Origin of the sequence: Acidovorax sp. 94, from assembly GCF_003634645.1 — a bacterium.
Classification (GTDB): domain Bacteria; phylum Pseudomonadota; class Gammaproteobacteria; order Burkholderiales; family Burkholderiaceae_C; genus Acidovorax; species Acidovorax facilis.
In genome coordinates, this window is the sequence record NZ_RBJA01000001.1 from 212,439 (window position 1) to 234,803 (window position 22,365).

22 protein-coding genes are annotated in these 22,365 nt (G+C 65.5%); 9 read left to right on the forward strand and 13 right to left on the reverse strand.

Annotated features, from left to right (window positions below; translation table 11 throughout):
- The gene (locus C8C94_RS00950) at positions 1 to 669 is read right to left on the reverse strand and encodes a TetR/AcrR family transcriptional regulator (RefSeq protein WP_121419383.1); all 669 of its coding nucleotides are present in this window, start codon (positions 667 to 669) and stop codon (positions 1 to 3) included.
- 94 nt (positions 670 to 763) lie between these two features.
- Between C8C94_RS00950 and C8C94_RS00955 the strand changes: the two genes are divergently transcribed.
- The 3 genes from C8C94_RS00955 to C8C94_RS00970 all read left to right on the forward strand — a co-directional run bounded on the left by C8C94_RS00955 (position 764) and on the right by C8C94_RS00970 (position 3,124).
- A complete protein-coding gene (locus C8C94_RS00955; protein WP_121419384.1) occupies positions 764 to 1,786 on the forward strand; it encodes a saccharopine dehydrogenase NADP-binding domain-containing protein in 1,023 nt (340 codons plus the stop codon).
- A gap of 88 nt (positions 1,787 to 1,874) precedes the next feature.
- A complete protein-coding gene (locus C8C94_RS00960; RefSeq protein WP_233573356.1) occupies positions 1,875 to 2,411 on the forward strand; it encodes a helix-turn-helix domain-containing protein in 537 nt (178 codons plus the stop codon).
- A 287-nt stretch (positions 2,412 to 2,698) separates the two neighbouring features.
- Complete coding sequence (locus C8C94_RS00970) at positions 2,699 to 3,124, forward strand: VOC family protein (protein WP_121419386.1); 426 nt, start codon at positions 2,699 to 2,701, stop codon at positions 3,122 to 3,124.
- A 534-nt stretch (positions 3,125 to 3,658) separates the two neighbouring features.
- Here C8C94_RS00970 and C8C94_RS00975 read toward each other — a convergent pair.
- Entirely contained in the window at positions 3,659 to 4,555 is an 897-nt protein-coding gene (locus tag C8C94_RS00975) for a LysR family transcriptional regulator (protein ID WP_121419387.1), read from the reverse strand.
- Positions 4,556 to 4,626: 71 nt separating this feature from the next.
- Between C8C94_RS00975 and C8C94_RS25380 the strand changes: the two genes are divergently transcribed.
- Positions 4,627 to 4,845 (forward strand): hypothetical protein, encoded by a 219-nt coding sequence (locus C8C94_RS25380; protein ID WP_147433212.1) that lies wholly within the window; start codon positions 4,627 to 4,629, stop codon positions 4,843 to 4,845.
- A gap of 142 nt (positions 4,846 to 4,987) precedes the next feature.
- Positions 4,988 to 5,371, forward strand: coding sequence for a VOC family protein (locus C8C94_RS00980; protein ID WP_121419388.1), 384 nt, complete (start codon positions 4,988 to 4,990; stop codon positions 5,369 to 5,371).
- Between the two features lie 92 nt (positions 5,372 to 5,463).
- On the opposite strand, the gene C8C94_RS00985 is transcribed toward C8C94_RS00980, so the two are convergent.
- A complete protein-coding gene (locus C8C94_RS00985) occupies positions 5,464 to 6,564 on the reverse strand; it encodes a tartrate dehydrogenase (RefSeq protein ID WP_121419389.1) in 1,101 nt (366 codons plus the stop codon).
- Between the two features lie 123 nt (positions 6,565 to 6,687).
- Between C8C94_RS00985 and C8C94_RS00990 the strand changes: the two genes are divergently transcribed.
- A complete protein-coding gene (locus tag C8C94_RS00990; protein ID WP_199731156.1) occupies positions 6,688 to 7,626 on the forward strand; it encodes a LysR substrate-binding domain-containing protein in 939 nt (312 codons plus the stop codon).
- An 82-nt stretch (positions 7,627 to 7,708) separates the two neighbouring features.
- Here C8C94_RS00990 and C8C94_RS00995 read toward each other — a convergent pair whose 3' ends face one another.
- The gene (locus tag C8C94_RS00995; RefSeq protein ID WP_055400197.1) at positions 7,709 to 8,155 is read right to left on the reverse strand and encodes a GatB/YqeY domain-containing protein; all 447 of its coding nucleotides are present in this window, start codon (positions 8,153 to 8,155) and stop codon (positions 7,709 to 7,711) included.
- Positions 8,156 to 8,368: 213 nt separating this feature from the next.
- Positions 8,369 to 8,581, reverse strand: coding sequence for a 30S ribosomal protein S21 (rpsU, locus tag C8C94_RS01000; RefSeq protein WP_005799779.1), 213 nt, complete (start codon positions 8,579 to 8,581; stop codon positions 8,369 to 8,371).
- A 414-nt stretch (positions 8,582 to 8,995) separates the two neighbouring features.
- Here rpsU and C8C94_RS01005 point away from each other — a divergent pair, with 414 nt between their 5' ends.
- Positions 8,996 to 12,268: an EAL domain-containing protein gene (locus C8C94_RS01005; RefSeq protein WP_121419390.1), complete on the forward strand. Its 3,273-nt coding sequence runs from the start codon at positions 8,996 to 8,998 to the stop codon at positions 12,266 to 12,268.
- Positions 12,269 to 12,296: 28 nt separating this feature from the next.
- Here C8C94_RS01005 and C8C94_RS01010 read toward each other — a convergent pair whose 3' ends face one another.
- From C8C94_RS01010 to C8C94_RS01020, 3 genes are all read right to left on the reverse strand, one after another.
- Entirely contained in the window at positions 12,297 to 12,611 is a 315-nt protein-coding gene (locus C8C94_RS01010) for a hypothetical protein (RefSeq protein WP_055400198.1), read from the reverse strand.
- Positions 12,612 to 12,700: 89 nt separating this feature from the next.
- Positions 12,701 to 13,954, reverse strand: a complete 1,254-nt coding sequence (locus C8C94_RS01015) for an NAD(P)/FAD-dependent oxidoreductase (RefSeq protein WP_121419391.1) — start codon at positions 13,952 to 13,954, stop codon at positions 12,701 to 12,703.
- 67 nt (positions 13,955 to 14,021) lie between these two features.
- Positions 14,022 to 15,197 carry an ABC transporter substrate-binding protein gene (locus C8C94_RS01020; protein WP_055400202.1) on the reverse strand — a complete coding sequence of 392 codons (1,176 nt, stop codon included), beginning with the start codon at positions 15,195 to 15,197 and terminating at the stop codon, positions 14,022 to 14,024.
- A 271-nt stretch (positions 15,198 to 15,468) separates the two neighbouring features.
- Here C8C94_RS01020 and C8C94_RS01025 point away from each other — a divergent pair, with 271 nt between their 5' ends.
- Positions 15,469 to 15,954, forward strand: coding sequence for a DUF4124 domain-containing protein (locus tag C8C94_RS01025; RefSeq protein ID WP_055400285.1), 486 nt, complete (start codon positions 15,469 to 15,471; stop codon positions 15,952 to 15,954).
- Positions 15,955 to 15,992: 38 nt separating this feature from the next.
- Here the strand turns inward: C8C94_RS01025 and C8C94_RS01030 are convergent, their stop codons facing one another.
- Positions 15,993 to 17,126 carry a sterol desaturase family protein gene (locus tag C8C94_RS01030; RefSeq protein WP_055400204.1) on the reverse strand — a complete coding sequence of 378 codons (1,134 nt, stop codon included), beginning with the start codon at positions 17,124 to 17,126 and terminating at the stop codon, positions 15,993 to 15,995.
- A 124-nt stretch (positions 17,127 to 17,250) separates the two neighbouring features.
- On the opposite strand from C8C94_RS01030, the gene C8C94_RS01035 reads away from it, so the two are divergent.
- The gene (locus tag C8C94_RS01035; protein ID WP_010459986.1) at positions 17,251 to 17,739 is read left to right on the forward strand and encodes an acyl-CoA thioesterase; all 489 of its coding nucleotides are present in this window, start codon (positions 17,251 to 17,253) and stop codon (positions 17,737 to 17,739) included.
- 69 nt (positions 17,740 to 17,808) lie between these two features.
- Here C8C94_RS01035 and C8C94_RS01040 read toward each other — a convergent pair whose 3' ends face one another.
- From C8C94_RS01040 to C8C94_RS01055, 4 genes are all read right to left on the reverse strand, one after another.
- Positions 17,809 to 19,248 carry a cellulase family glycosylhydrolase gene (locus C8C94_RS01040; protein ID WP_055400206.1) on the reverse strand — a complete coding sequence of 480 codons (1,440 nt, stop codon included), beginning with the start codon at positions 19,246 to 19,248 and terminating at the stop codon, positions 17,809 to 17,811.
- 156 nt (positions 19,249 to 19,404) lie between these two features.
- On the reverse strand, positions 19,405 to 20,160 hold the full coding sequence (locus C8C94_RS01045) for a type IV pili methyl-accepting chemotaxis transducer N-terminal domain-containing protein (RefSeq protein WP_121422626.1): 756 nt from the start codon (positions 20,158 to 20,160) through the stop codon (positions 19,405 to 19,407).
- A gap of 195 nt (positions 20,161 to 20,355) precedes the next feature.
- Entirely contained in the window at positions 20,356 to 21,027 is a 672-nt protein-coding gene (locus C8C94_RS01050; RefSeq protein WP_233573357.1) for a TrkA family potassium uptake protein, read from the reverse strand.
- Complete coding sequence (locus tag C8C94_RS01055; protein WP_055400210.1) at positions 21,020 to 22,354, reverse strand: TrkH family potassium uptake protein; 1,335 nt, start codon at positions 22,352 to 22,354, stop codon at positions 21,020 to 21,022. Before C8C94_RS01055 ends, C8C94_RS01050 begins: the two co-directional genes overlap by 8 nt.
- Positions 22,355 to 22,365: the final 11 nt, after the last annotated feature.

Consider the following 22,365-nt stretch of genomic DNA (forward strand, 5'->3'; position numbering starts at 1 on the left):
CTACGTGTTGCCTGCCCGCGCACCCGCCAGCAAGGCCTGCACTGCTGCTTGCAGCACAGGGGTCGCCTCCTCGCCGCTGAGCAGGCCTGAACTCACAAAAGCCCCATTGATGAGCACAGCCAGCTGGGCCGCCAGGGCCTCGGGCCGGGGCACGCCCAGCCGCTGGGCAATGCCGTGCAGGCGGCTGCGCAGCGTCACCATGTGCTGCCGGGCCACCAAGCGGGCAGGGTGGTCCTGCTCGGCAAATTCGGCCGCCACGTTGATCTGCGGGCAGCCCCGGTAGTTGGAGCGGCCCAGCCGCTCGCCGATCCACTGCATGTGGGCCTGCAGCTCGGCGGCCGGGTCGCCGACATGTTGCGCCGCCACCGCATCCCACAGGCCCCAGAAATCCACATCCTCGCGCTCCAGAAACGCCACGATGAGGTCGTCCTTGGTGGGGAAGTAGCGGTACAGGCTGGTCTTGGCCACGGCCGCTTCGGCCACCACCAGGTCCACCCCCACGGCGCGCACACCGCGTTGGTAGAACAGGCTCGACGCCGTGTCGAGGATGCGCTCGCGCACGTCCTGCACGGGCTCGCTGGAGGCCGTCGCAGCGCGCCGTGACGCAGGTTTGGGGCGAGCGCTTGGCGCGGTTGCCGGGAGGGGATGGGAAAAAGAATGTACAGCCATGCTTGACATGATACAGACCTGTCTGTAATCTTTAAGAAACAGACAGGTCTGTATCGTCAATTTTCCCCTCCACTTCTTTCCCGAAAGGTTCTCCATGACATCCTCTTTTCCTTCCATCGCGGTGTACGGTGCCAGCGGCCATACCGGCCAGTTTGTGGTGCAGGAGGCCCTGCGCCGGGGCCTGCGCGTGGTGGCTGTGGGGCGCAATGCCGCCCGGCTGGCTGCGCTGTTTCCCTCGGGGGTGGAGTGCCGCGTGGCGGTGCTGGACGACCCGGCGGCGCTGGTGCAGGCCTTTGCCGGTTGTGGCGTGGTCATCCACTGCGCGGGGCCCTTCATGGACACGGCCGCCCCGGTGGCGCAGGCCGCGCTGCAGGCGGGCGCCCACTACATCGATGTGACCGCCGAGCAGCCCAGCGCCCAGGCCACTTTTGCCGATCTGCAGGCGCCCGCCGTGGCTGCCGGGCGCGTGGTGGTGCCCGCTGCCGGTTTCTACGGTGGCTTGGCCGACCTGCTGGCCAGCGCGCTCGCCGCTCCCGGCCCCATCGACGAGATCACCGTGGCCATGGGGCTGGACCGCTGGTGGCCCACCGAAGGCACGCGCCTGACGGGCGAGCGCAACAAGGCGCAGCGCCAGGTGGTACAGGGCGGGCGCCTGGTGCCGCTGGTCCCCGCTGCCGACGTGCCCGACTGGACCTTTGCTGCACCCCTGGCGACCTATGCCATGGTGGAGCTGCCGTTTAGCGAGACCATCACCCTGGCCCACCACCTGCAGGCCGACACCATCCGCTCGCTCATCAACCGCTCGGCCCTGGCCGACATCCGCGATGCCAGCACCCCGCCGCCCACGGCGGTGGATGGCAGCGGCCGGTCGGCCCAGCGTTTTGAGCTGGTGGTGCGGCTGGTGCAAAACGGCGTGGCGCGAACGGCCGGTGTGCGCGGCCAGGACATCTATGCCGTGACGGCGCCCCTCGTGCTGGAGGCCGCGCAGCGTCTGATGGCCCCGGCGTACCAGCGCAGCGGTGCGCTGGCCTTGGGCGAGGCGGTGGACTCCATGGACGCGTTGCGGGCGCTGAACGGCCAGGCGCTCGAAGTCTTTGGCGATGTGCAGGTAGCCTGAAAAGCGACCCCGAGTGCGGGTGCCAGCCGCGATCCCTGCCCGGGAAAATCGGGCGGGTCACCAGAATCCAAGGCGATATGCTTCGCGCATGCCCTTTGAGCGCCCGCACCCATTGCCCTCCAGCGCGCCCTCTGCGCCATCGAAGCAGACATCGGGTGCGGCTATTGCGCCGCAAGACCCGGCCTTGCTGCGCCGCCTGCTGCGCGCCAAGGACCGCATGGACGCCGCATCGCACGAGGCCTGGCCCGTGCAGCGGCTGGCCGAGGTCAGCGGCGTGTCGGAGGCGCACTTCGCCCGCTCGTTCCGGCAGGCGTTCGGCCTTCCGCCCCACCGCTACCTGCTGACCCGCCGCATTGAGCAGGCCACCACGCTGCTGCGCGATACGAACCTGCCCATCACCGAGATTGCGTTTGCCACCGGCTGGGAAAGCCTGGGCACCTTCGGGCGCATCTTTCGCGACATCACGGGGATGAGCCCCAGTGCGGTGCGCAGGGAGGCCCAGGCCAATGCCACGCCACTGGACCGGGTGCCCGCTTGTGTCTTGAAGGCCGCGCAACGCCCCGACCTCACCACAGCAGTTTTGGAGAAGCGCCGCCGCCTGGCGGAAGGTACAAATCGGTCCTAGAGCCTGTTCAAGGTCTTTTTGGAGTCGCACAAGTACCTTGCCGGGATGGGATGCAAGGCGCGGTGGGCAGCCAATAGCGCGGCTATTGGCAAGCGCCGCAACGCCGCAGACAGCCCGGCAAGGCACTTGCCCGAAGGGTTGGAGTGAAATCGGGCGATTGGAAGCCCCGGCTGCTTGCATGGGCACGAGCCCATGCGGCGCATCCGAAGCATCCACTCCTCCCGATTGCACTCCAATGCGATCTCCAAAAAGACCTTGAACAGGCGCTTAGCAACCAAGGAGATCTGATGACGAAGAACCAAGGCATTGGTGTGGTGGGGGTGTATGTGGACGACCAGGACGAAGCGCTCGCGTTCTATGTGGGCAAGCTCGGGTTTCAGGTGCACACGGACGTGCGCAACGGCCCCTACCGCTGGCTGACGGTGCAGCACCCCGATCAGCCAGACTTTCAGCTGGGGCTGTTCACACCCGGCCCTCCCATCCACGATGCCGCCACGGCGCAGACGCTGCGCGCCATGGTGGCCAAGGGCGCCATGCCGCCGCTGGTGTTGCATGTGGCAGATTGCCGCGCTGCGTATGCCCGGCTGCGCGACCAGGGTGTGGAGTTCACGCAGGAGCCCGTGGACCGGTACGGCAATGTGGATGCGGGTTTTCGGGACCCTGCGGGCAATGGCTGGAAGATGATCCAACTCGCGGCCGGAGGTGCGCAATGAGCGCCAGCGTGGGCATTCGGCGGTTTCGCCGCTGGGTGTCGATGGCGTTCACGCCAGGGCGTGCCACTCTTCAATTCCCCCACGCGCTGGCCGCGCAATGCGGATGGATGCGCGAAGGGGGGCGCAGCCCATAGTCATCTATGGGCAAGCCACGCGACAAAGCAGACGCCGCATTGCGCGGCCAGCCCGGAGGGAAAGCCAGCCAGGCCGCGCATTGCGTCTTTGCCCTTCGCTTGTGTAGCCAAGCTACACGGCACTCAGGGCGCCTAGCACTGCACGGCCTGGCTGGCTTTCGCGTGGGGGAATTGAAGGGTGACACGCCCTAGCCGTCATTGGCAATTTTGTGGTCCGTGCGCAGGGTGCAGGCAACCCGCCGGATTGGTTGACGTATGCACCCCTGCCGCCGCTGGCGCTGCTGCTGTTGACGGGGCTGTACCTGTTTTGTGCAGCCCTATTTGCGGCGGTCTGCGGTGCAGCGTGCCCCAGGCGCTCCAGTCTTACCACCCGTGTGATGGCGGGCGGCAAGCCCAGCTGTTACTCCCCACAGTCCGCAAATTCGGCCAGCAGTTGCAGCACGCCCTCCACCGCAGGTGAGGGCGGTGGCTGGTGGCGGTGCGCCACAGCCATGGGGCGCATGAGCGGCGGCTGCAGAGGGCGGATCTGCACATTGGGCGTGCCCTGCAGGTCCTCCACCTCCTCCATCGGCAGCAGCGCGGCGCACTGGCTGGCCACCGCCAGGCTCTTGAGCGCGCCGGGGTAGCTCAGCGCCAGGAAGGGGCGCGGGTGGTGGCCCGCCTGGCCAAACCAGTTGGCAATCAGTCCGTGCATCTGTGTGGCGGGCGCAAACGATGCCCAGCGGCGGGTGGCCAGCCAGTCAGGGGTTGCGAACGCGGGCGCATCCCAGGCGGCAGGCAGCAGCGCCACCATGGGGTCGTTGCGCCAAGGGGTCTGGCGCACCTCGGCCAAAGGCGGTTGGGGGCTGGCGATGATGCTGATGTCCAGCGTGCCGGCCTTGAGCCGCTGCATCGAGTCGGCTGAGCCCACGGCCTCCAGCCGTATCTCCACACCGGGGCAGCGCGCCGCCAGCGCTTCCAGCATGCGCGGCAGCAGACGCGTGCTCACGCCCGCCGACACGCCCACACGCACGATGCCCTCGCGCCCCGAGGCGCGGCGGCGCACGCGCTCCATCAGGTCGTCGCAGGCAAGCAGCAGCTGGCGCCCCTCCTGCACCAGCACCTCGCCTGCGGGCGTCAGCTCGGCCTGCCGCCGACCCCGCACCACCAGGTCGGCCTGCAGGCGTGATTCCAGTTCCTTGATGTGCAGGCTGACGGTGGGCGGCGCCAGGTGCAGCGCCTGCGCGGCCGCTGCAAAGTTGCCCAGGTCGGCGATGGCAATCAGCGTCTGCAGGTGGTCCAGGTTGAAGTTACGCATCAGTTTTTATGAATTGAGGCTTCATTGAATTCAACTTTACAGATGGTAAGCCAAGCCTGAGCATGCGGGCCATGTTGCATCCCAACCGTCTGGACCCCGAAAGCACGACCCGCCTATCCCACGCCTGCCAGCCGCCGGGGGCTGTGCCACAGTATCCGGCCCATGGGGGCCGCTGGCCCCGGCGGGTGCTGCGTCTGGGCGGGCGGTGGCTGCGGGCGCTGGGTGCCGCCCTGGTGCGAGCGGAAAAACACATCAGCGAGAACTTCCGGGTGCCGCCCCATGGGGGGTGACGGGGGCGGGCCTCCTCACTGCGTGCACTGGTGAGGCGGCGGGGATCGGCCTACACTGCACCACCGGTCAGGCGGCCCGGACCGGGGCCTGGTGCGCACCAGGGGGCAAGGCCCAGGGCCGGATTGAGCGAAAGGACCTGGTATGTTGTCCGATGCTTCCGTAACCACCATGCTGCCTGTGATGGACATGGACCGTGCCCGCGCCTTCTACGAGGGTTGCCTGGGGCTCAAGCCCGGCGGGTTCCGGCCCGATGGCAAGTTTGTCTATGCCGTGGGGGGCAGCACGCTGGCGCTGTTCCCCAAGCCGGAAGGCACCAAGGCCGACCACACGGCCATCAGTTTCCAGGTGGCCGACATAGCGGCCACCATCGACGCGCTGAAACGCGCGAAGGTGGTCTTCGAGGACTACGACTTCCCGGGCCTCAAGACCGTCAATCACGTGTGTGTGCTGGGCGCCGAGAAGGCCGCGTGGTTCAAGGACACCGAGGGCAACTACCTCTGTCTGCACGAGGACATTGCAACATAACCCGTTTTTTTTCAAGCAAAAATGGCCGCTACCGCTCGGTGGGTATGCCTTTTAAGCTATAAAAATAGGAGCATTTTGGCGAGGGCCGTGGCTCAGTGCCCAGCCACCCGCGCCGCAATCGCCTCGCCCACCTGCGTGGTGCTGGCCGTGCCCCCCAGGTCCGGCGTGCGCGGGCCGCTCTTGATGACTTCTTCGATGGCCGTGACGATGGCGTCATGTGCCGCCCGTCCTGCACCCACGCCTTGTGTCAGGAAGTCCAGCATCAGCGCGCCCGACCAGATCATGGCGATCGGGTTGGCAATGTTCTTGCCATAGATGTCGGGTGCCGAGCCATGCACGGGCTCGAACAGGCTGGGGAAGTTGCGCTCGGGGTTCAGGTTGGCCGAAGGCGCCAGGCCGATGGTGCCGGTGGTGGCCGGGCCCAGGTCGCTCAAGATGTCGCCAAACAGGTTGGTGGCCGCCACCACGTCAAAACGGCCGGGCTGCAGCACAAAGCGGGCGGTGAGGATGTCGATGTGCTGCTTGTCCAGCGTGACCTCGGGGTAGCCCTTGGCCACGTCGTCGGCACGCTGATCCCACCAGGGCATGCTGATGGCAATGCCGTTGCTTTTGGTGGCCAGGGTGACGTGCTTTTTGGGGCGGCTTTGGGCCAGGTCGAAGGCGAACTTCAAGAGGCGGTTGGCACCGTGGCGCGAGTAGACCGATTCCTGGATGACGATTTCACGGTCGGTGCCTTCGTACATGATGCCGCCGAGCGATGTGTATTCACCCTCGGTGTTCTCGCGCACCACGTAGTAGTCGATGTCGCCGGGCTTGCGGCCGGCCAGGGGGCAAGGCACGCCTTCAAACAGGCGCACGGGGCGCAGGTTGATGTACTGGTCGAACTCGCGGCGGAATTTGAGCAGCGATCCCCACAGCGACACATGGTCGGGCACGGTGGCGGGCCAGCCCACGGCACCGAAGAAGATGGCGTCCATGCCCGACAGTTGCGCCTTCCAGTCGTCGGGCATCATTTTTCCGTGGGCGGCGTAGTAGTCGCAGCTGGCCCAGTCGAATTCGTGCAACTGCAGTTCAAAGCCAAAGCGGGCGGCGGCGGCCTGGATGGCGCGCAGGCCCTCGGGCATGACTTCTTTGCCGATGCCGTCTCCGGGCAGGACGGCGATGCGGTAGGTCTTGGTGGTGGGTGCGTTCATGGTGCGGGCAGGGGGTAGGGTAGAGGGAAGCCGTAGGTGGGTGCGGTCGGTGTGTGCACTGCATTATTCCGAGCGCCATCAAAAACTACAATCCGTCAACTGTGGCTCCATCATTCACATATCGTGCATAAAAACCCAGCGGCCGACGACTTGCGCGTTTTCACGGCGGTGGTGCGCAAGTCCAGCTTTGGCGCGGCTGCTGCCGAGCTCGGCACGTCGCCCGCCTACGTGAGCAAGCGCATTCGCCTGCTGGAGCAGGACCTGCAGGTCAAGCTGCTGCATCGCACCACCCGCCGGGTGGCGGTGACGGAGGAAGGCGAGCGCGTTTTCCACTGGGCGCAGCGCATCCTGGACGACATGGAGCAACTCATGCAGGAGGTGGCCATCACGCGCAGCGAGCCGCGCGGGCTGCTGCGCGTGAGCAGCAGCTTCGGCTTTGGGCGGCAGATCGTGGCGCCTGCGCTGTCGCGTCTGGTGGAGCAGCACCCGGGGCTGCAGGTGCGGCTGGAGGTATTTGACCGGCTGGTGGATGTGGCGGGCGAGGGGTTTGACCTGGATGTGCGCGTGGGCGATGAGATCGCGCCACACCTCATCGCGCGCCGCCTTGCCGACAACCACCGCGTGCTCTGCGCATCGCCCACTTACCTGCAGCGCAAGGGCGCTCCGCGCACGGTGGCGGACCTGGCCGCGCATGACTGCCTGGTGATCAAGGAGCGCGACCACCCGTTTGGCGTGTGGCGCCTGCGCAGCGGCGCGCAGGAAGAGTCGGTCAAGGTGCGCGGCCCGCTGTCGGCCAACAACGGCGAGATGGCCGTGCAGTGGGCGGTGGACGGGCGTGGCGTGGTGCTGCGCTCGTTGTGGGATGTGGGCGCGCACCTGCAGATCGGGCGCCTTGTGCAGGTGCTGCCGCAATGGCAGCAGGAGGCCAATGTGTGGGCCGTGTTCCCGACGCGGCTGGAGCGGTCGGCCAAGGTGCGCGTGTGTGTGGAGTTTCTGCAGGAGCATTTCCGCTCCGGGTGGATGGCGCGGGATGCCGACGCGGGGGTAAGCACCCCGGTTTGAAGCAAAAATAGCTGCTACCGCCCGTCTGACAAGCGGTAGCAGCTATCAAAAAAATACTGACTGGGTGGTGGTGAGGGGGCGATCAGCCTGCCAGCGCAGCCTTCACAGCGGCCGACACCTGGCCCATGTCGGCCTTGCCCGCAAGGCGGGTCTTGACCACGCCCATCACCTTGCCCATGTCGCCAGGGCCTGATGCGCCGATTTCGGCCACGATGGCCTTCACGGCAGCCAGCGTTTCTTCGGCCGACATGCGCTCGGGCAGGTAGGCCTGCAGCACGGCCATCTCGGCCTTTTCCTTGTCCGCCAGGTCCTGGCGGCCAGCGCCTTCAAAAGCGGTGATGGAATCCTTGCGCTGCTTGATGAGCTTGTCCACGATGGCGACCACGGCGGCGTCGTCCAGCACGATGCGCTCGTCCACTTCCTTTTGCTTCATCGCAGCCTGCAGCAGGCGGATGGTGCCCAGGCGCTCGCTGTCCTTGGCGCGCATGGCGGTTTTCATGTCTTCGGTGATCTGGTCCTTGAGGCTCATGGCGGCTTCCTTTTTTGGGTTTCAAACAGGGACAAGGGTTTGCCAAAAGGCTTTCTGGCTAGGCGTCAACGCCGCAGACAGTAGTCTCGCTACGGCAAGGCGTTGCAACGACGCCAGAAAGCCTTTTGGCAAACCCGAAAAACAAAAACCCGCGCTTGGCGTCCCTAGCGCGGGTTCTGGGACCCAAGCAAAAGGCTCGGGGCCGAAGATGGATCAGTACATCTTCTTGGGCAGTTGCATGCTGCGAACGCGCTTGTAGTGGCGCTTCACGGCGGCTGCCTTCTTGCGCTTGCGTTCTGCGGTGGGCTTTTCGTAGAACTCACGGGCGCGCAGGTCGGTCAGCAGGCCGAGCTTTTCAATGGTGCGCTTGAAGCGGCGCAGTGCAACGTCAAAGGGTTCGTTTTCTTTTACGCGGATCGTAGTCATTAGCTAATGGTTTTCCAAATGGTGCCTGCAGAGGGGCTTGGGGAGATCGGGCCTCAAGTCCGTACAAAGCGGTTTCCCCGTCTGTAACTAGTATTTGGCCGACGGGGCATTGCCAGCAAAGCCGGAGATTATAGCCTTTGTGGCGCGGATGGGAAGTACCCCTGTGCAGCTCCCTGCGTCCCGTCCCGCGCTGCGGGACGCCGCCACTGGTGGCCTGGTTGGGCATGGGCCATGTGGCACTGCAGTGGGCCGCGCCCGAACAAGGACTGAGGTCGTTCTCACCGGAGGCATTGCCTCCGTCCATCCTCAGGCCGCGCAATGGCGTGGAAATTGCTTCACGTTGTAACAATCACTTACCACCGTCGGTGGGTTGCCCAGGTCATCCGCCCGGGTGGGCCTGCCGCCACAGACACCATGGCATTCATGCACCGCGTTTCGGGCTGGCTGGGCCGCCTCAGTGTGGGGCGCAAGCTCATGCTCATCTACCTGCTGGACCTGTCGGCGGTGATCTATGTGTCCAGCATTCTGATCCACGAAAAGTACGTGGCCATCGATTTCACACGCAAGGAGATCGTGGGCACCACGTATGCGGCGGTGCTGCGCGACGGGCTCATGGGGCAGTTTCTGGATGCATCCCAGCAGCCGCCGCTGGCGGGCGATGTGATTGCACGGCTGACGGGCGTGCGCAAGGCGTATGACGAGCAGTTGCGCACACAGGAAGTGGGCGAACGCTTCAGCATGGTGCTCGGGCAACTGGCCGCCAGGCCGCCATCTGCAACGGATGCGCAGGTGCTGACCGGGATGCGCAGCCAGCTGCTGCGCGAGGGCCGTGAGTTGCTCACCACGGTGGGCAACCAGTCCAACCTGATTCTAGACCCGGATCTCGACAGCTACTACGGTATGTCGCTGGTGGTGCTGCGGTTTCCAGAGCTGCTGCAGGCGGTGCACGACACGGTGGTGTTCTTGAACGCGGCGCAGGCCGGGCGCGGTCCGCAGTGGTCCTTTGAGCTGCTCACGCTGGTGGGGCGGCTGGATGCTGTGATGCAGGGCATTGAGGCGGACTACAACCAGGCATTCATCGCAGGCTCGCCCGAAATGCGGGCCGCCTTGCAGGGTCCGCGCGAGGCGCTCCACCAGTCCCTGGAGGGCTTCCAGGCGTTGTTGCAGGGTGTGGCGGCGGGGGAGTCGCGCCTGACCATGGCGCAGGTGGGCACGCAGCAGATGCAGGTGCTGGGCGCGCTGCGCGATGCCTGGACGGTGGGCATCGTGGACCTGGAGCGGCTGCTCAACCGCCGTGTGGATGGGCTCTTCGCTCGCATGTGGCTGCATTTGGGCACCGCGCTGGTGCTGCTGGGCTGCATCCTCTCCCTCGTGACGCTGGTGGCGCGGCAGATCGCCAAGCCGCTGCAGCAACTGGCGCGGGTGGCCGACGAGGTGCGCAAGAGCGGCGACCACACACTGCGCGCGCACTGGGTCAGCCGTGACGAGATCGGGCGTCTCGTCACGGCTTTCAATGAAATGCTGTCCCAGCTTGACCGCGACCGCGTGCTACAGCAGGAGCTGGCCGCCAGCGCGCGCGCGGCCGAGGCCCAGCGCGAGCTGGTCGAGGCCTTCCCCATCCCCATGGTGGTCACCTCGGTGCCCGAGCACGAGGTGCTGCACTCCAACGCCCCGGCTGCCCACTGGCTGGGTGACCGCAAGACCGACCCGTGGGCCGTGGGGCTGGAGCCCGGCGTGCGGGCGCGCTTCTTCCAGCGCCTGGCGGACCAGGGCTCGGTCGATGAGTTCGAGGTGCGCTGGAAGGGCACCGCCGAGCCTTCCTGGGCCGTGCTGTCGGCGCGGCGCCTGCAGTTCCAGGGGCGCGATTCGGTGCTCACCGCGTTCACGCCCATCAATGTGCTCAAAGTGATGGAGCAGCGGCTGGAGCTGTGGGCCAAGGTGTTCGAGGCCTCGTCCGAGGGCATCATCATCATGAACGCCGATCAGCAGATCATCAGCGTGAACAAGGCGTTCTGCCGCAGCACGCACTACGACTTTTACGAGGTCATCGGCGAGGACCTGGGCTTTCTGCTGGAAGAGTCGGGTGCCGAGCCGCTGTCGGCGCAGATCCACCGCACCATGCTCGACAAGGAGTCGTGGCAGGGCGAGGTGCGGTTTCGCCGCCGCTCGGGCGAGACCTATCCGGCCTGGCTCATGGTGTCGGCCGTGCGCGAGACCAAGGGTGGTACGTTGGCCAACCACATCGGCATCGCCATCGACATCACCGACCGCAAGCGCAGCGAAGAGCGCATTCAGTTCCTGGCGCACCACGACGTGCTCACCGAGTTGCCCAACCGTTCGCTGTGCGTGCAGCGTCTGCAGATGGCGCTGGCGCAGGCGCCGATCACGGGCGAGAAGGTGGCTGTGCTGTTCATCGACCTGGACCGCTTCAAGGCCATCAACGACACGCTGGGTCACCACATCGGCGATGGCCTGCTGCGCTCGGTGGCCGGGCGCCTCACGCAGGCCGTGCGCAGCCGCGACACGGTCAGCCGCCTGGGCGGCGACGAGTTCGTCGTGGTGATGCGCGACGTGGCCGGGCGCGAGGATGTGCAGCAGCTGGTGGAGCGGCGCCTGATTCCGCTCATCCGCCAGAGCCACCCGGTGGAAGGGCACGAGTTGAACGTGTCGTGCAGTGTGGGCATCGCCGTCTACCCCGAGGACGGCAGCGACATCGACGAGCTCATGCGCCGTGCCGACGCCGCCATGTACGAGGCCAAGACCACGGGCCGCGACATGGCGCTGTTCTATTCGGCCGAGACCGACCAGCGCGCGCTGGCCCGCCAGACGATGGAGCAGCAACTGCGCCGCGCGCTGGAGCGCCAGGAACTGAGCCTGCACTACCAGCCGCGCCTGTCCGCCAAGGGCGGCGGCCTGCTGGGCGTGGAGGCCCTGCTGCGGTGGAACAACGCCACCCTGGGCCACATCCCGCCCAGCGAATTCATCCCCATTGCCGAGGAGACCGGCATGATCCGCGCGATCGGCGGCTGGGTGCTGCAGCAGGCTTGCGAGCAATGGGTGCGATGGCAGGTGCCGCTGTCGGGCCCATCCGCGCGCGGGCTGGTCCATCCGCTGGCGCATGTCTCCATCTCGGTCAACCTCTCGGCCGCGCAGCTGGCTGACCCTCTGCTGGTCAGCGACATCGAGGCACTGCTGGCGCGCACCGGCATGCCGGCCCACCGGCTGGAGCTGGAGATCACCGAGTCACAGCTCATGGACAACGCCCACGCGGCCGAGCAGCAACTGGCCGCGCTCAAATCGCTGGGCGTGCAGCTGTCCATCGACGACTTTGGCACCGGGTATTCCAGCCTGGCCTACCTCAAGCGCTTTGACATCGACCGGCTCAAGGTGGACAAGTCCTTCGTGCACGACATGCTGAGCAACCCCGCCGACATGGCAATCACGCGCGCCATCATCGCGCTGGGCCACACGCTGGGCCTCAAGATTGTGGCCGAGGGGGTGGAAGACCTGGCCACGGCCCAGGTGCTGAGCGCGCTGGACTGCGAAGAGCTGCAGGGCTACCACTTCAGCCGCCCGCTGCCGCCCGAGGCGTTACACGCCTGGGCCCTGGAGCACGGCGTGCTCCAGGGCGCGTCGGTACGGGGGCTGGGTTTTGGCAGTACGCAGCCTGCACCGCTGTGGGGGTGACCCGGCCCTCAGCGCCCGTCCTCACCCATCAGGCAATTCGGATGTGCAGCGCTACGGCCAGTCCGACCAGGATGGCGCCCGGGGCCATATTGCCCAGCCACAGCGAGGTGCGTGAGGTCGAGCGGCCCGAGATGCGCGAGTCGGCTCGCAGGTAGGCATCGCCCTCATCAGTGCGCAGCCACCACACCATCACCGCGCCCCCGGCCAGTGAGCCCACGCCCAGCGCTGCGAGGATCGCGATGAAGATGTTTCCGCCAATGCTTGCTGCAGGGACGAGGGCAATTAGTGCGCCCACGGCCGTTGCGGCCGCTTGGTACTTTTCTGCGCGTTCGAATCCATCCATGCCGTGGCTCCCGCCGTATCACCGGTAAAGCGATGTGTTGTTGCCTGGAGTTTAGGTGCGCTGCCCCTCCCGATTGCGAACGGAGTGCTTCAGTGGCCCGCTGGCGGCAGCGCCTGCGCGCACGCCGCAGCGCTGGCCCAGGCCCACTGGAAGTTGTAGCCCCCCAGCCAGCCCGTCACGTCCACCACTTCGCCAATGAAGTACAGGCCGGGCTGCGTCTTGCACTCCATGGTCTGCTGCGAAAGCGCCTTGGTGTCCACGCCGCCCAGCGTGACCTCTGCCTTCTTGTAGCCCTCGGTGCCGGTGGGCGTCAGCTCCCAGCGCGCCAGCTGCTCGGCCAGCCGCGCCAGGGCCTTGTCGCTGGCCTCGTTGATGGGGCGCTGCCAGTCGGCCTCGCGCTGCGCCCAGGCGTCGGCCAGGCGGCTGGGGACCAGGGTGGCCAGTTCGTTGGCGATCAGCTTGCGGGAGCGGGCCTTGCCCTGCGCCAGCGCGGCGGGCAGGTCCACCGTGGGCGCGAGGTTGATGGCCAGCGGCGTGCCTTCCTGCCAGTAGCTGGAGATCTGCAGCACGGCCGGGCCCGAAAGGCCCCGGTGGGTGAACAGCAGGTCTTCGTCGAAGGCCATACGGGTTTTCTTGGCCCCGGTGCTGATTTGCACCGGAAGCGCCAAGCCCGCGAGTTGCGCATACGGCGCCCAACCCGTGCCATCAAAAGTCAGCGGCACCAGGCCCGGGCGGCGCTCGACAAGCGGGATGTTGAACTGCTGCGCCAGCCGGTAGCCAAAGTCGGTGGCGCCGATCTTGGGAATGGACAGCCCGCCCGTGGCAATGACCAGCGAGCGCGCCTGCACCGGGCCACGGTCAGTATCAATTTGATAGCTGGTAGCGCTTGATGGATAAGCGCCAGGGGCCAAAAACTCTATATTTTTGACCGCACAAGGTTGCCAGTGCGTCACCTGGCCCGCCGCGCACTCGGCCAGCAGCATGGCAATGATGTCCTCGGCCGAGCGGTCGGCAAACAGCTGTCCCTTGTGTTTTTCGTGGAAGGCAATGCCGTGCTTTTGCACCAGCGCAATGAAGTCGGCGGGCGTATAGCGTGACAGCGCCGAGCGGCAGAACTGCGGGTTTTGCCCCACAAAGTGTTTGTGGGGCGCGGCGGGGTCCAGGTCGCGGTTGGTGAAGTTGCAGCGTCCGCCGCCCGAGATGCGGATCTTTTCGGCCACCTTTTCGGCATGGTCGATCAGCAGCACCTTGAGGCCCCGCTGGCCCGCCTGGCCCGCGCAGAACAGGCCGGCAGCACCGGCGCCGATGATGACGACGTCAAAAACAGGGGAAGTGTGGGACACAGTGATGAACAGGCAGCGGTGACAGGGCCGCCATTGTCGCCGCAGCGTTCATCGGGCCCTCACGCCATCACTGCCGGTACACCCCGCCAGAGCCCACCACCGCGATGTCCACGTAGTTCGAGCCGTGGTGGTTCTGTGGGCTGAATTGGTAGCTGTAGCCGCCCAGGTCAAGGTTGCCCAGGCCTTCCATGGCCTGGACCAGGCTGGCCCGGGTGACGCCAGGCCCTGCTGCGCGCAGGCCTTCAATCAGCACGCGCGCATCCATGTAGCCGGTGTAGCGGTCGTAGTCCACAGGCTTGTCGTGGCGCTTCATGGAGGCCTGGAAGTCCCGCGTGAGCGCAATGGTGGGCTTGGTGGGCGAGGGGCCGGTGCGTGCCACGGCCAGACCGCGCGCGTCGTCACCCAGCGCCTTGAGCACTGCGGAGCCTGCGCCCAGCGACAAGGTGTAGACCGGCACTCCCAGGTGCGCGCGGTTGGCCCGCACGTAGGCCACCACAGGCGGCCCCGCCGCCACCAGCAGCACGGCTTGTGGTTTCTGGGCGGCCAGGGCCTTGGCGGCGTCGTTGGCGTCTGCCCCGGTTGGCGCGATGGCATGCGAGCCGGCCAGCGTCGCGCCTTCGGCGGCAATGGTTTTTTCGACCAGCGGCAGCAGCAGCTTGCCAAAGTCGTTGTTCTCGTAGGCCACGGCAATGCGAGAGGTCTGCACTGCCACCAGGTTGCGCACAATCTTGACCAGCTCGTCGGCATAGCTGGCGCGTGTGGTGAAGAGGTAGGGATGCTGCTGCGCCCGGATGGCAGGGCTGCCCGTGTACACCGAGATCAGTGGCAGCTTGGCTTGCACCAAGTAGGGCAGCAGCGCCATCACTTGAGAGGTGCCCGACACGCCCAACAAGGCCAGCACGCCCTCCTTCTCGCTCAGCTGCCTGGCGTTCTCCAGCGTGCGGCGCGGATCGAACCCGTCGTCGAGCGTCACCAGGCGAATCTTGCGTCCGCCAATGCCGCCCTTGGCATTGGCGTCTTCCACTGCAGCGTCCTGTCCTTCATGGATGGGTGCAAGAAAGGGGGCCATGCCACCCGACAGCGCGGTAGACCGGCCAATGAGAATGTCGCCCTTGCCCGGAGCGGGTTGCGCCCTGGCGGACAGGCTGGCCAAGGCCGCACCGCCTGCCAGTGCCAGCACGAGGCTGCGGCGGCGCGCCTGGGAAAGCCGCTGGCTAACGGGCAAGGCAACGTGGGTTTTCATCAAACAGCTCCTCCTGGTCGTGGCCACCGTGGCCTCAAGGTGCGGCGATGGTAGGAGTGCGGTAGCCGCGCACCCACCGGGTTTTTACCGGGGGTGCGTCAAGTTAGGGACAGGCGTCTATCCCAATCCCTTTTTGAAACTGGAGCGGCTGCCCCCAGCCCTGGGGCACGCCTTGTTGGTGTCGGTCAAGGCCTCGATGCCACCAAGGAGGCTCTGAACCGGTCGTGCGCGGCGCGGTAGCATGTGGCATCCACCCGCCGAGGACTATTCCATGAAACCGATACGCTGTGCCGCCTGCGCCCTGGTGCTGGGCTTTCTGGCCCCGGCCTGGGCCGTCAACAAATGCACGGATGCCGATGGCAAGGTGTCGTTCCAGGATGGCCCTTGCCTGGGCCAGGGCGAGAAGATCGAGGTGAAGCCAGCCATGCAGGGCGCCACCCCTGTTCCACCTGGCCCCTCCACCGCGAAGGAGGGCGCCTTCGGCCCCACCTGGCAGCGCAAACACTATCTGCAGAACCAGGGCGTGCCGCAGGCGCGCGCGGCCCTCGAACGCAACCAGCAGGAATGCGCGGCAACGGCACCGGATGCTGCAGTGGCCCATGCAGGCCCCCTGCGGCGCAGCACCCTGGCACAAGGCTCCCAGTTCGCGCAGGAACGCGCGGCTGCAGCGGGCAAGGACAAAGCCGCGTGTGAGGCCCGAACCGAGGAGCTGCGCAACCAGCTCAAAGCGCTCGAAGCCGAACTCGGCAAGCTGTAGCCCTCCTCGGTGGGGGAGGGGGGAGGCGCCTCAGCCTCTCAGCCCTTCCAAGTGAACGGAAACTTGAACTGCTTCACAAACCCGTTGGGCACGTAGTCGCCCAGCACGCCGTAGTGTTCGGGCCAGAGCTTGGTGCTTTTGACGGCGGTGCCAAACAGGTAGTCCAGAAACGCAAAGTGCGCCGCGTAGTTCTTGTCCAGCGCCTCCTGGTCCTGGCTGTGGTGCCAGTGGTGGAAGTTGGGCGTGACGAGCACGTAGCGCAGCGGGCCCAGGCGCACGCTCACGTTGGCGTGGTTGAAAACGGCCTGGAAGCCCACGATGACGATGTAGGCGTCGATCACTTCCTTGCTGAAACCCAGAACGTAGATGGGCGCCAGCACCAGTGTGCGGGTGATGAGCAGCTCCAGGATGTGCTGGCGCGAGCCGGCCATCCAGTCCATGCTTTTCACGCTGTGGTGCACCGCATGCAGGCGCCACAGCAGCGGCACCTCGTGGTAGGCGCGGTGCGTCCAGTACTGCACCAGGTCGGCCACGAGCACGATGAGGAACAGCGCCACCCAGAAGTTCAGGCCCTGTACCCAGCCGCGAATACCGTCGTTGGCCGCCCAGCCAAAAAATTTGTGCACGATGAGGTTGGTGGCCAGGAGCACAAAGCCCACCACCATGTGGTTCACGATGAAGTGGTGGAAGTCGGTTTGCCACTCGGCGCGGAAGATGGGCTGGTCCTTGCGCAGTGCAAATAGTTTCTCGATGAAGATGAAGATCAGCGAGCTGCCCAGCAGGTCGAGGATGAACCAGTCCAGGCCGATGTACGGTGTGTTGTCAGGGAAGTTCGGGTCCACCTCCACCTTGTGGCCGCCCAGGAACGCCGCCAGCGCCACCATGGCAAAGGCAAACGTGGCCAGCCAGCGCGAACGGTTGAAGAGGATGTTGACGAGGGAGATGCCCCCCGCGATGGCCATGGCGGTCAGCATGATGGTGCGAATCACCGTCACGTCGTAGCTCTTGCGCAGCTGTGGTGTCGTCAGGTACTCGGGGAAGTGGAAGGCCAGCACGCCCAGAAAACACAGGATGGCCAGCGTGAGTGCAATCACGCCCGACACCAGCCCGCGCCCGGTGCGCAGCGCGCCATGGCTCTCGGTGAATTCATTGAGCTTGTCGATTTCGAGCATGGTTTCCCCTCTGGCCTCGCGGCCTGCTTGGCTTTTTTGATGGGCCGTGATCTGGCTTGTGTGGCGCGAGTGTAGCGGCCCGCAGCGTTGCGCCTGCGACACGGGGGAGCCCTAAAATCGCGGCATGAACATCCCTTCACACCAACTCAGCATGACGGTGCTGATGTCCCCCGACATGGCCAATTTTTCGGGCAATGTGCACGGCGGGGCCATTCTCAAGCTGCTGGACCAGGTGGCCTATTCGTGCGCAAGCCGCTATTCGGCCTGCTATGTGGTGACCTTGAGTGTGGACCAGGTGATGTTTCTGCAGCCCATCCATGTGGGAGAGCTGGTGACCTTCCTGGCCAGCGTGAACTACACCGGTTCCTCGTCGATGGAGGTTGGTATCAAGGTGGTGGCCGAAGACATCCGCTCGCAGGTGGTGCGGCATGTGAACAGCTGCTTCTTCACCATGGTGGCGGTGGACGAGGCGCGCAAGCCGGTGCAGGTGCCGCCGCTGTCGCCTTCCACGCCCGACGAACGCCGCCGCTGGGATGCGGCACTGCTGCGCAAGTCCCTGCGCAAGGAGCTGGCGGAGCGTTTCAGGCAGGTGCGCGAGACTGCTGGCGGGTAGGCCGGGAACCCAGAACAAAAAAGGGCCCCTGCATGGCAGGAGCCCTTGTTCAATTGGGGAAAAAGTTGCTTAGCGCGCGGCGCAGAAACCGAATTCGGCCGCTGCCCCGGGGGCGAGGGTCTTGTTCCAGTCCACGCCGGACGCGTTCAGGTTGCTGCCAGCCTGCGTCCATGTGGCATTCCAAAGATTGTTGATGGTGCCGCTCACGGGGATGGTGATCGCCCAGTTGCCAGCGGCGGTGCCCTGGTTGGTGACGCGGACCCGCTGGCAATAGCCTGCGTTCCAGACACTGTCCATCATCTCCTGCACCGAGAAGCCACCGGTAGGCGTCGGTGGGGTTGGCGTTGTCGGCGTTGTGGGGGTGGTTGGCGTCGTAGGTGTTGTTGGCGTCGAACCATCGCCCCAGAGGCGCTGCAGCAACTGGACCTTGTCGGTGCGCACGGTGGTCCAGTCATCGTCCAGAATGCCGCCGGTGTCGCCACTGTTGGGGTTCCACGACCAGTAGAAGCCGCTGCGCATGCCCTTGCCGACCATGTAGTCCACCAGCGCGTTCTGCCACTGCACATCCCGCGCATCGCCCCGGCCAAATTTGCCACCGAACTCGCCCAGCATGACGGCATAACCGGCCTGCACGAACTGGCCAAAATGCTGGTCCCAGATGGCCGGCATGTTGCTCGGGAAGTTCGAAGCATTGAAGTAAGGCTGCACGTAGACATCCGGCCCGTAGGTGTGCGGCGCCAGCAGCAGGCGGTTGGCGGGGATGTTCAGGGGCGTGCAGGCCAGAGGTTCGAGGTTGCCACCCCAGAAGTGCGCGTTGCTGCCCGAGCAGCTGGGGTTCTCGCCGATGCCTTCCACGGCAATCAGCCAATGGGGAGCCAGCGGCAATACGGCAGCGGCTGCGCGCTCGGCGGCGCGGTTCCAGTCGGTGGCGTTGTTGCCCGTGCCCCAGGTGGCGGCACCGTGGGGTTCGTTCTTGATATCGATGCCGATGACGCCGGGTACGCCTGCGTAGCGCTGGGCGACAAAGGTCAGATCACTGATCCATTGCTGTTCGCTGTAGCTCTGGGTGTACCAGAGTTCACTGATGGTCTGGCAATCGGGGGTGTGATGGTCCAGCAGCACATACATGCCACGGTTGCTCAGTTCCGTGACCACCTTGTCCATCACCTGGATGGCCGAGAGGCCCTGCAGGTCGGCATTGCGGCCGTAATCGATGCTGCTGGGCGGCGCCGAGCCGTGCAGGGTGGCGGGGCAGAACGGCAGGCGCACGGCGTTGAAGCCCTGGGCCTGCATTTGCGTGATCATTTCAGTCCAGTTGCGCGCCCACAGGCCATGCACCACATGGTTGTTGGTCTCAAAGCCAAACCAGTTGACGCCGCGCAGCTGGATGGCCTTGCCCGCACCGTCCAGCACCTTGCCTGCGTTGATTTCGTAGCTCCAGGCCATGCTGGTACTTGCCAGCAGGCAACCGGCCAACGCCAGGCTCTTGCACAGGGTGGTGATCTTCATGGCTTACGCATCTCCCGAAAGTGTTGTGTGTCTGGCGTGAAAGAGTACAGGCCCTCTACAGCCGGGCTACTGCCCGGTGGTGGGCTGAGTGTGGGCGCTCTGCCCATCGGCCACCGTTTCCAATGGCTGCAATTGTAAGTGCCTGTTGCGCCCTTTTCAGGCTGCGCCACGGCTGCGTCCAGCCAGCGATACTGCCTGTAGCGAAAGGCCGTCTATTTCGTTGGTGATACCCGACAGTACGTTGGCCACCACCGCAAATTCCCGTCCGTGCTGGCCTGCGCGGGCGGCCATGACCTGGGCATTGAAGCTGACCACCTTGGCCTCGCGGGCCACGGTCTGGATGGAAGCCACGATGCCCGCCAGTTCTTTCATGAGGGTTTCGGACTTGGCCTTACCCACTTGATCGAATGCGGTGGTGGCGGTATTCAAGGCCTCCAGTGCGCTGTCGGTGGACTCCACCAGCCGCGCCAGCGCGTCTTCCACACGCGGGCTGTGGCGCTCTGCCAAGTCCAGCGTGGTGCCCACCTGCTGTGCAAACGCATCAATCGTGGCGCCAACGCCGTTGGGGCCGTGGTAGGCCTTGCGGATGATGTCGCCGTTGGCGGCATCCAAGTGACCGGCAGTGTCTACCAGCCTGGCTTGGCTGTCGGTGAACAGCGTCAATGAGCTGCGCGCCGCCTTCATGTGCAGATCGCTGCCGCGTGCGGCCAGCACCGTCTGCAACACCATGCGCTGCGACAGCATGCGCTGGCGTGCCGCCAGGTTGACCAGCGACATCTCGCCGTCACGGCCGGTTGAAGACCCGGCCTTGGGCGCCAAAGACAGCGTCGAAGAGGGGGGCGAAAAGGACGTCGAAGCTGGCGTTGAGGAAGTGGCCATGCCGTTGCGGGTGGAGATGGGGAAGGCTGCCATGGTGTTCCTTGTGCTGATTGCATTCAGATACATCCGGTCAAGCAATACCCGGGCCAGTGTCATGCGTCGCAGCCGCTTTCGATGCGATGGATGCAGACGCACTGACGAGGTTTGACCCGCACCCGCTACCGGCCGCGCAAGGTGCTCTGGCACGTTGGCGGCAGGGAAGGGCGCGTGCGGCGCGGCGCTGGGCGCTCAGTACAACGCTGCGAAGCGCTCCACCATGCGCGTGGGGCCTGCCACGATGAGGTGGTCGCCCGGTTTGATTTCGGTATCTGCCTTGGCGTAGATGAAGTCGAGGTGGCGACGTTTGATGCCCACCACCGTAATGCCATGGCGTTTGCGCACGTCGGATTGCGACAATGGCTTGTTGTGTGTCTCCATCGGCGCCCGGGTTTTGGCAATGGCAAAGCCGTCGTCAAACTCGATGAAGTCGATCATCTTGCCGGTGACCAAGTGCGCCACGCGCTCGCCCATGTCCGCCTCAGGGTAGACGACATGGTGCGCACCCACCCGCTCGGCAATGCGGCCGTGCTGGGGGTCAATGGCCTTGGCCCAGATGTCCTTGAGCCCCAGCTGGCTCAGGTTCAGGATGGTGAGCACGCTCGCTTCCAGGTTGCCGCCGATGCTCACCACCGCATGCGCAAAGTCGGGCACGGCCAGCTGGCGCAGGGTTTCCAGGTCGGTGGCGTCGGCCTGCACCACATGGGGTAGCACGCTCGCCAGCGACTGCACCGTCTCGGCATCGCTCTCGATGGCCAGCACGTCGTGGCCCAGCTCCACCAGTGATTTGGCAACCCCGGTGCCAAAGCGGCCCAGGCCAATCACCACCACGCTGCCCGACAGGTTCTTTACGGCTTTATCCAACAATGGGTTTCTCCTCGGGGTAACGGTAGTTGCGGCGCATCTGGTTGGTGGCCAGGGCCACGGCCAGGGTGACCACGCCCACGCGCCCAATGAACATGAGCGCAATGATGATGGCCTGCGCCCCCGGCACCAGGTCGGCGGTGATGCCCGTAGACAGCCCCACGGTGCCGAACGCTGAAATCACTTCGAACAGCACCTTTTCCAGCGGTAGCGGCGTGAGCGGCAAGATGAGCAAAATGGCCAGTCCCACCACGGCCGCGCTGAGCACCAAGATGGTGATGGCCTGGCGTTGCACCGAATCGGCGATGCGACGGCCGCGAAACTCGACGTCGCGGTGCCCACGGATTTCGTTCCACACCACCAGTACCAACACAAAAAACGTGGTCACCTTGACGCCCCCGGCGGTGCCCGCGCTGCCCCCGCCGATGAACATGAGGATGTAGTGCAGCGCCAGTGATTCGGTGCTCAGCGCTCCGATATCGACTGCATTGAACCCTGCCGTGCGTGCCGATACCGAGGTGAACAGTGCCACCAGCCCCTTGTGCGCCCAGCCCATGGGCCCCAGCGTTCCCGGATTGTCGAACTCGGCCAGAAAGATCACCACCGTGCCCAGTGCGATCAACGCCAGCGAGCCCCACACCGTGAGGGCGGTGTGCATGGACCACAGTGGGCGTTTGCGTCCGCGTTCGGCCAGCAGCTCGTGCAGCACAGGAAACCCCAGGCCTCCGATGATGATCGCCAGCATCAGCGGAGCCAGCACCAGCATATCGGACGAGAACCGCACCACGCTGTCTGCCCAGGTCGAAAAGCCCGCATTGTTGAAGGCCGATATGGAGTGGAACATGCCTTGCCAGGCAGCCTCTCCCCAGGGCATGCCATAGCCCAGTGCGAACCGCAGGCCCAGGGCCAGCGCCATCAGCAGCTCGACGGCAACCGTCACTTGGAGCACGATCTTGGCAACGCTCTTTACGTCCCCCAGCGCCAGCGAATGGGTCTCTGCCTGCAGCAGCAGCCGGGTGCGTATGCGCATTTGCCCACTGATGAGCAGCCCCATCAGCGTGGCCGACGTCATCATGCCGAAGCCGCCCAGCTGAAACAGGCCCATGATGAGGGCCTGGCCCGTGCCGCTCCAATAGGTGCCGGTGTCCACCACGACCAGCCCTGTCACGCACACGGCAGAGGTGGCGGTGAACAATGCCGTGAGAAATGGCGCGCTCTGCCCCTGGGCGTGCGAGAGCGGCAGCATGAGCAAGACCGTGCCGGCAGCGATGACGGTCAGAAAAGACAGCACCAGAACCGCTGCGGGGTGCACGACACGTTGGTTCAAACGAATTCCTG

Bases quoted from the DNA above. Each gene is read 5' to 3' on its own strand.
- C8C94_RS25380 (WP_147433212.1), top strand. From the start codon at position 4,627: ATGTTGCATCCCAACCGTCTGGACCCCGAAAGCACGACCCGCCTATCC.
- C8C94_RS01010 (WP_055400198.1), bottom strand. From the start codon at position 12,611: ATGGATGGATTCGAACGCGCAGAAAAGTACCAAGCGGCCGCAACGGCC.
- C8C94_RS01045 (WP_121422626.1), bottom strand. From the start codon at position 20,160: ATGGCAGCCTTCCCCATCTCCACCCGCAACGGCATGGCCACTTCCTCA.
- C8C94_RS01025 (WP_055400285.1), top strand. From the start codon at position 15,469: ATGAAACCGATACGCTGTGCCGCCTGCGCCCTGGTGCTGGGCTTTCTG.
- C8C94_RS00950 (WP_121419383.1), bottom strand. From the start codon at position 669: ATGGCTGTACATTCTTTTTCCCATCCCCTCCCGGCAACCGCGCCAAGC.
- C8C94_RS00955 (WP_121419384.1), top strand. From the start codon at position 764: ATGACATCCTCTTTTCCTTCCATCGCGGTGTACGGTGCCAGCGGCCAT.
- C8C94_RS00980 (WP_121419388.1), top strand. From the start codon at position 4,988: ATGTTGTCCGATGCTTCCGTAACCACCATGCTGCCTGTGATGGACATG.
- C8C94_RS01035 (WP_010459986.1), top strand. From the start codon at position 17,251: ATGAACATCCCTTCACACCAACTCAGCATGACGGTGCTGATGTCCCCC.
- C8C94_RS00970 (WP_121419386.1), top strand. From the start codon at position 2,699: ATGACGAAGAACCAAGGCATTGGTGTGGTGGGGGTGTATGTGGACGAC.
- C8C94_RS00985 (WP_121419389.1), bottom strand. From the start codon at position 6,564: ATGAACGCACCCACCACCAAGACCTACCGCATCGCCGTCCTGCCCGGA.
- C8C94_RS01005 (WP_121419390.1), top strand. From the start codon at position 8,996: ATGGCATTCATGCACCGCGTTTCGGGCTGGCTGGGCCGCCTCAGTGTG.
- C8C94_RS01040 (WP_055400206.1), bottom strand. From the start codon at position 19,248: ATGAAGATCACCACCCTGTGCAAGAGCCTGGCGTTGGCCGGTTGCCTG.
- rpsU (WP_005799779.1), bottom strand. From the start codon at position 8,581: ATGACTACGATCCGCGTAAAAGAAAACGAACCCTTTGACGTTGCACTG.
- C8C94_RS01030 (WP_055400204.1), bottom strand. From the start codon at position 17,126: ATGCTCGAAATCGACAAGCTCAATGAATTCACCGAGAGCCATGGCGCG.
- C8C94_RS00995 (WP_055400197.1), bottom strand. From the start codon at position 8,155: ATGAGCCTCAAGGACCAGATCACCGAAGACATGAAAACCGCCATGCGC.
- C8C94_RS00960 (WP_233573356.1), top strand. From the start codon at position 1,875: ATGCCCTTTGAGCGCCCGCACCCATTGCCCTCCAGCGCGCCCTCTGCG.
- C8C94_RS00975 (WP_121419387.1), bottom strand. From the start codon at position 4,555: ATGCGTAACTTCAACCTGGACCACCTGCAGACGCTGATTGCCATCGCC.
- C8C94_RS01020 (WP_055400202.1), bottom strand. From the start codon at position 15,197: ATGAAAACCCACGTTGCCTTGCCCGTTAGCCAGCGGCTTTCCCAGGCG.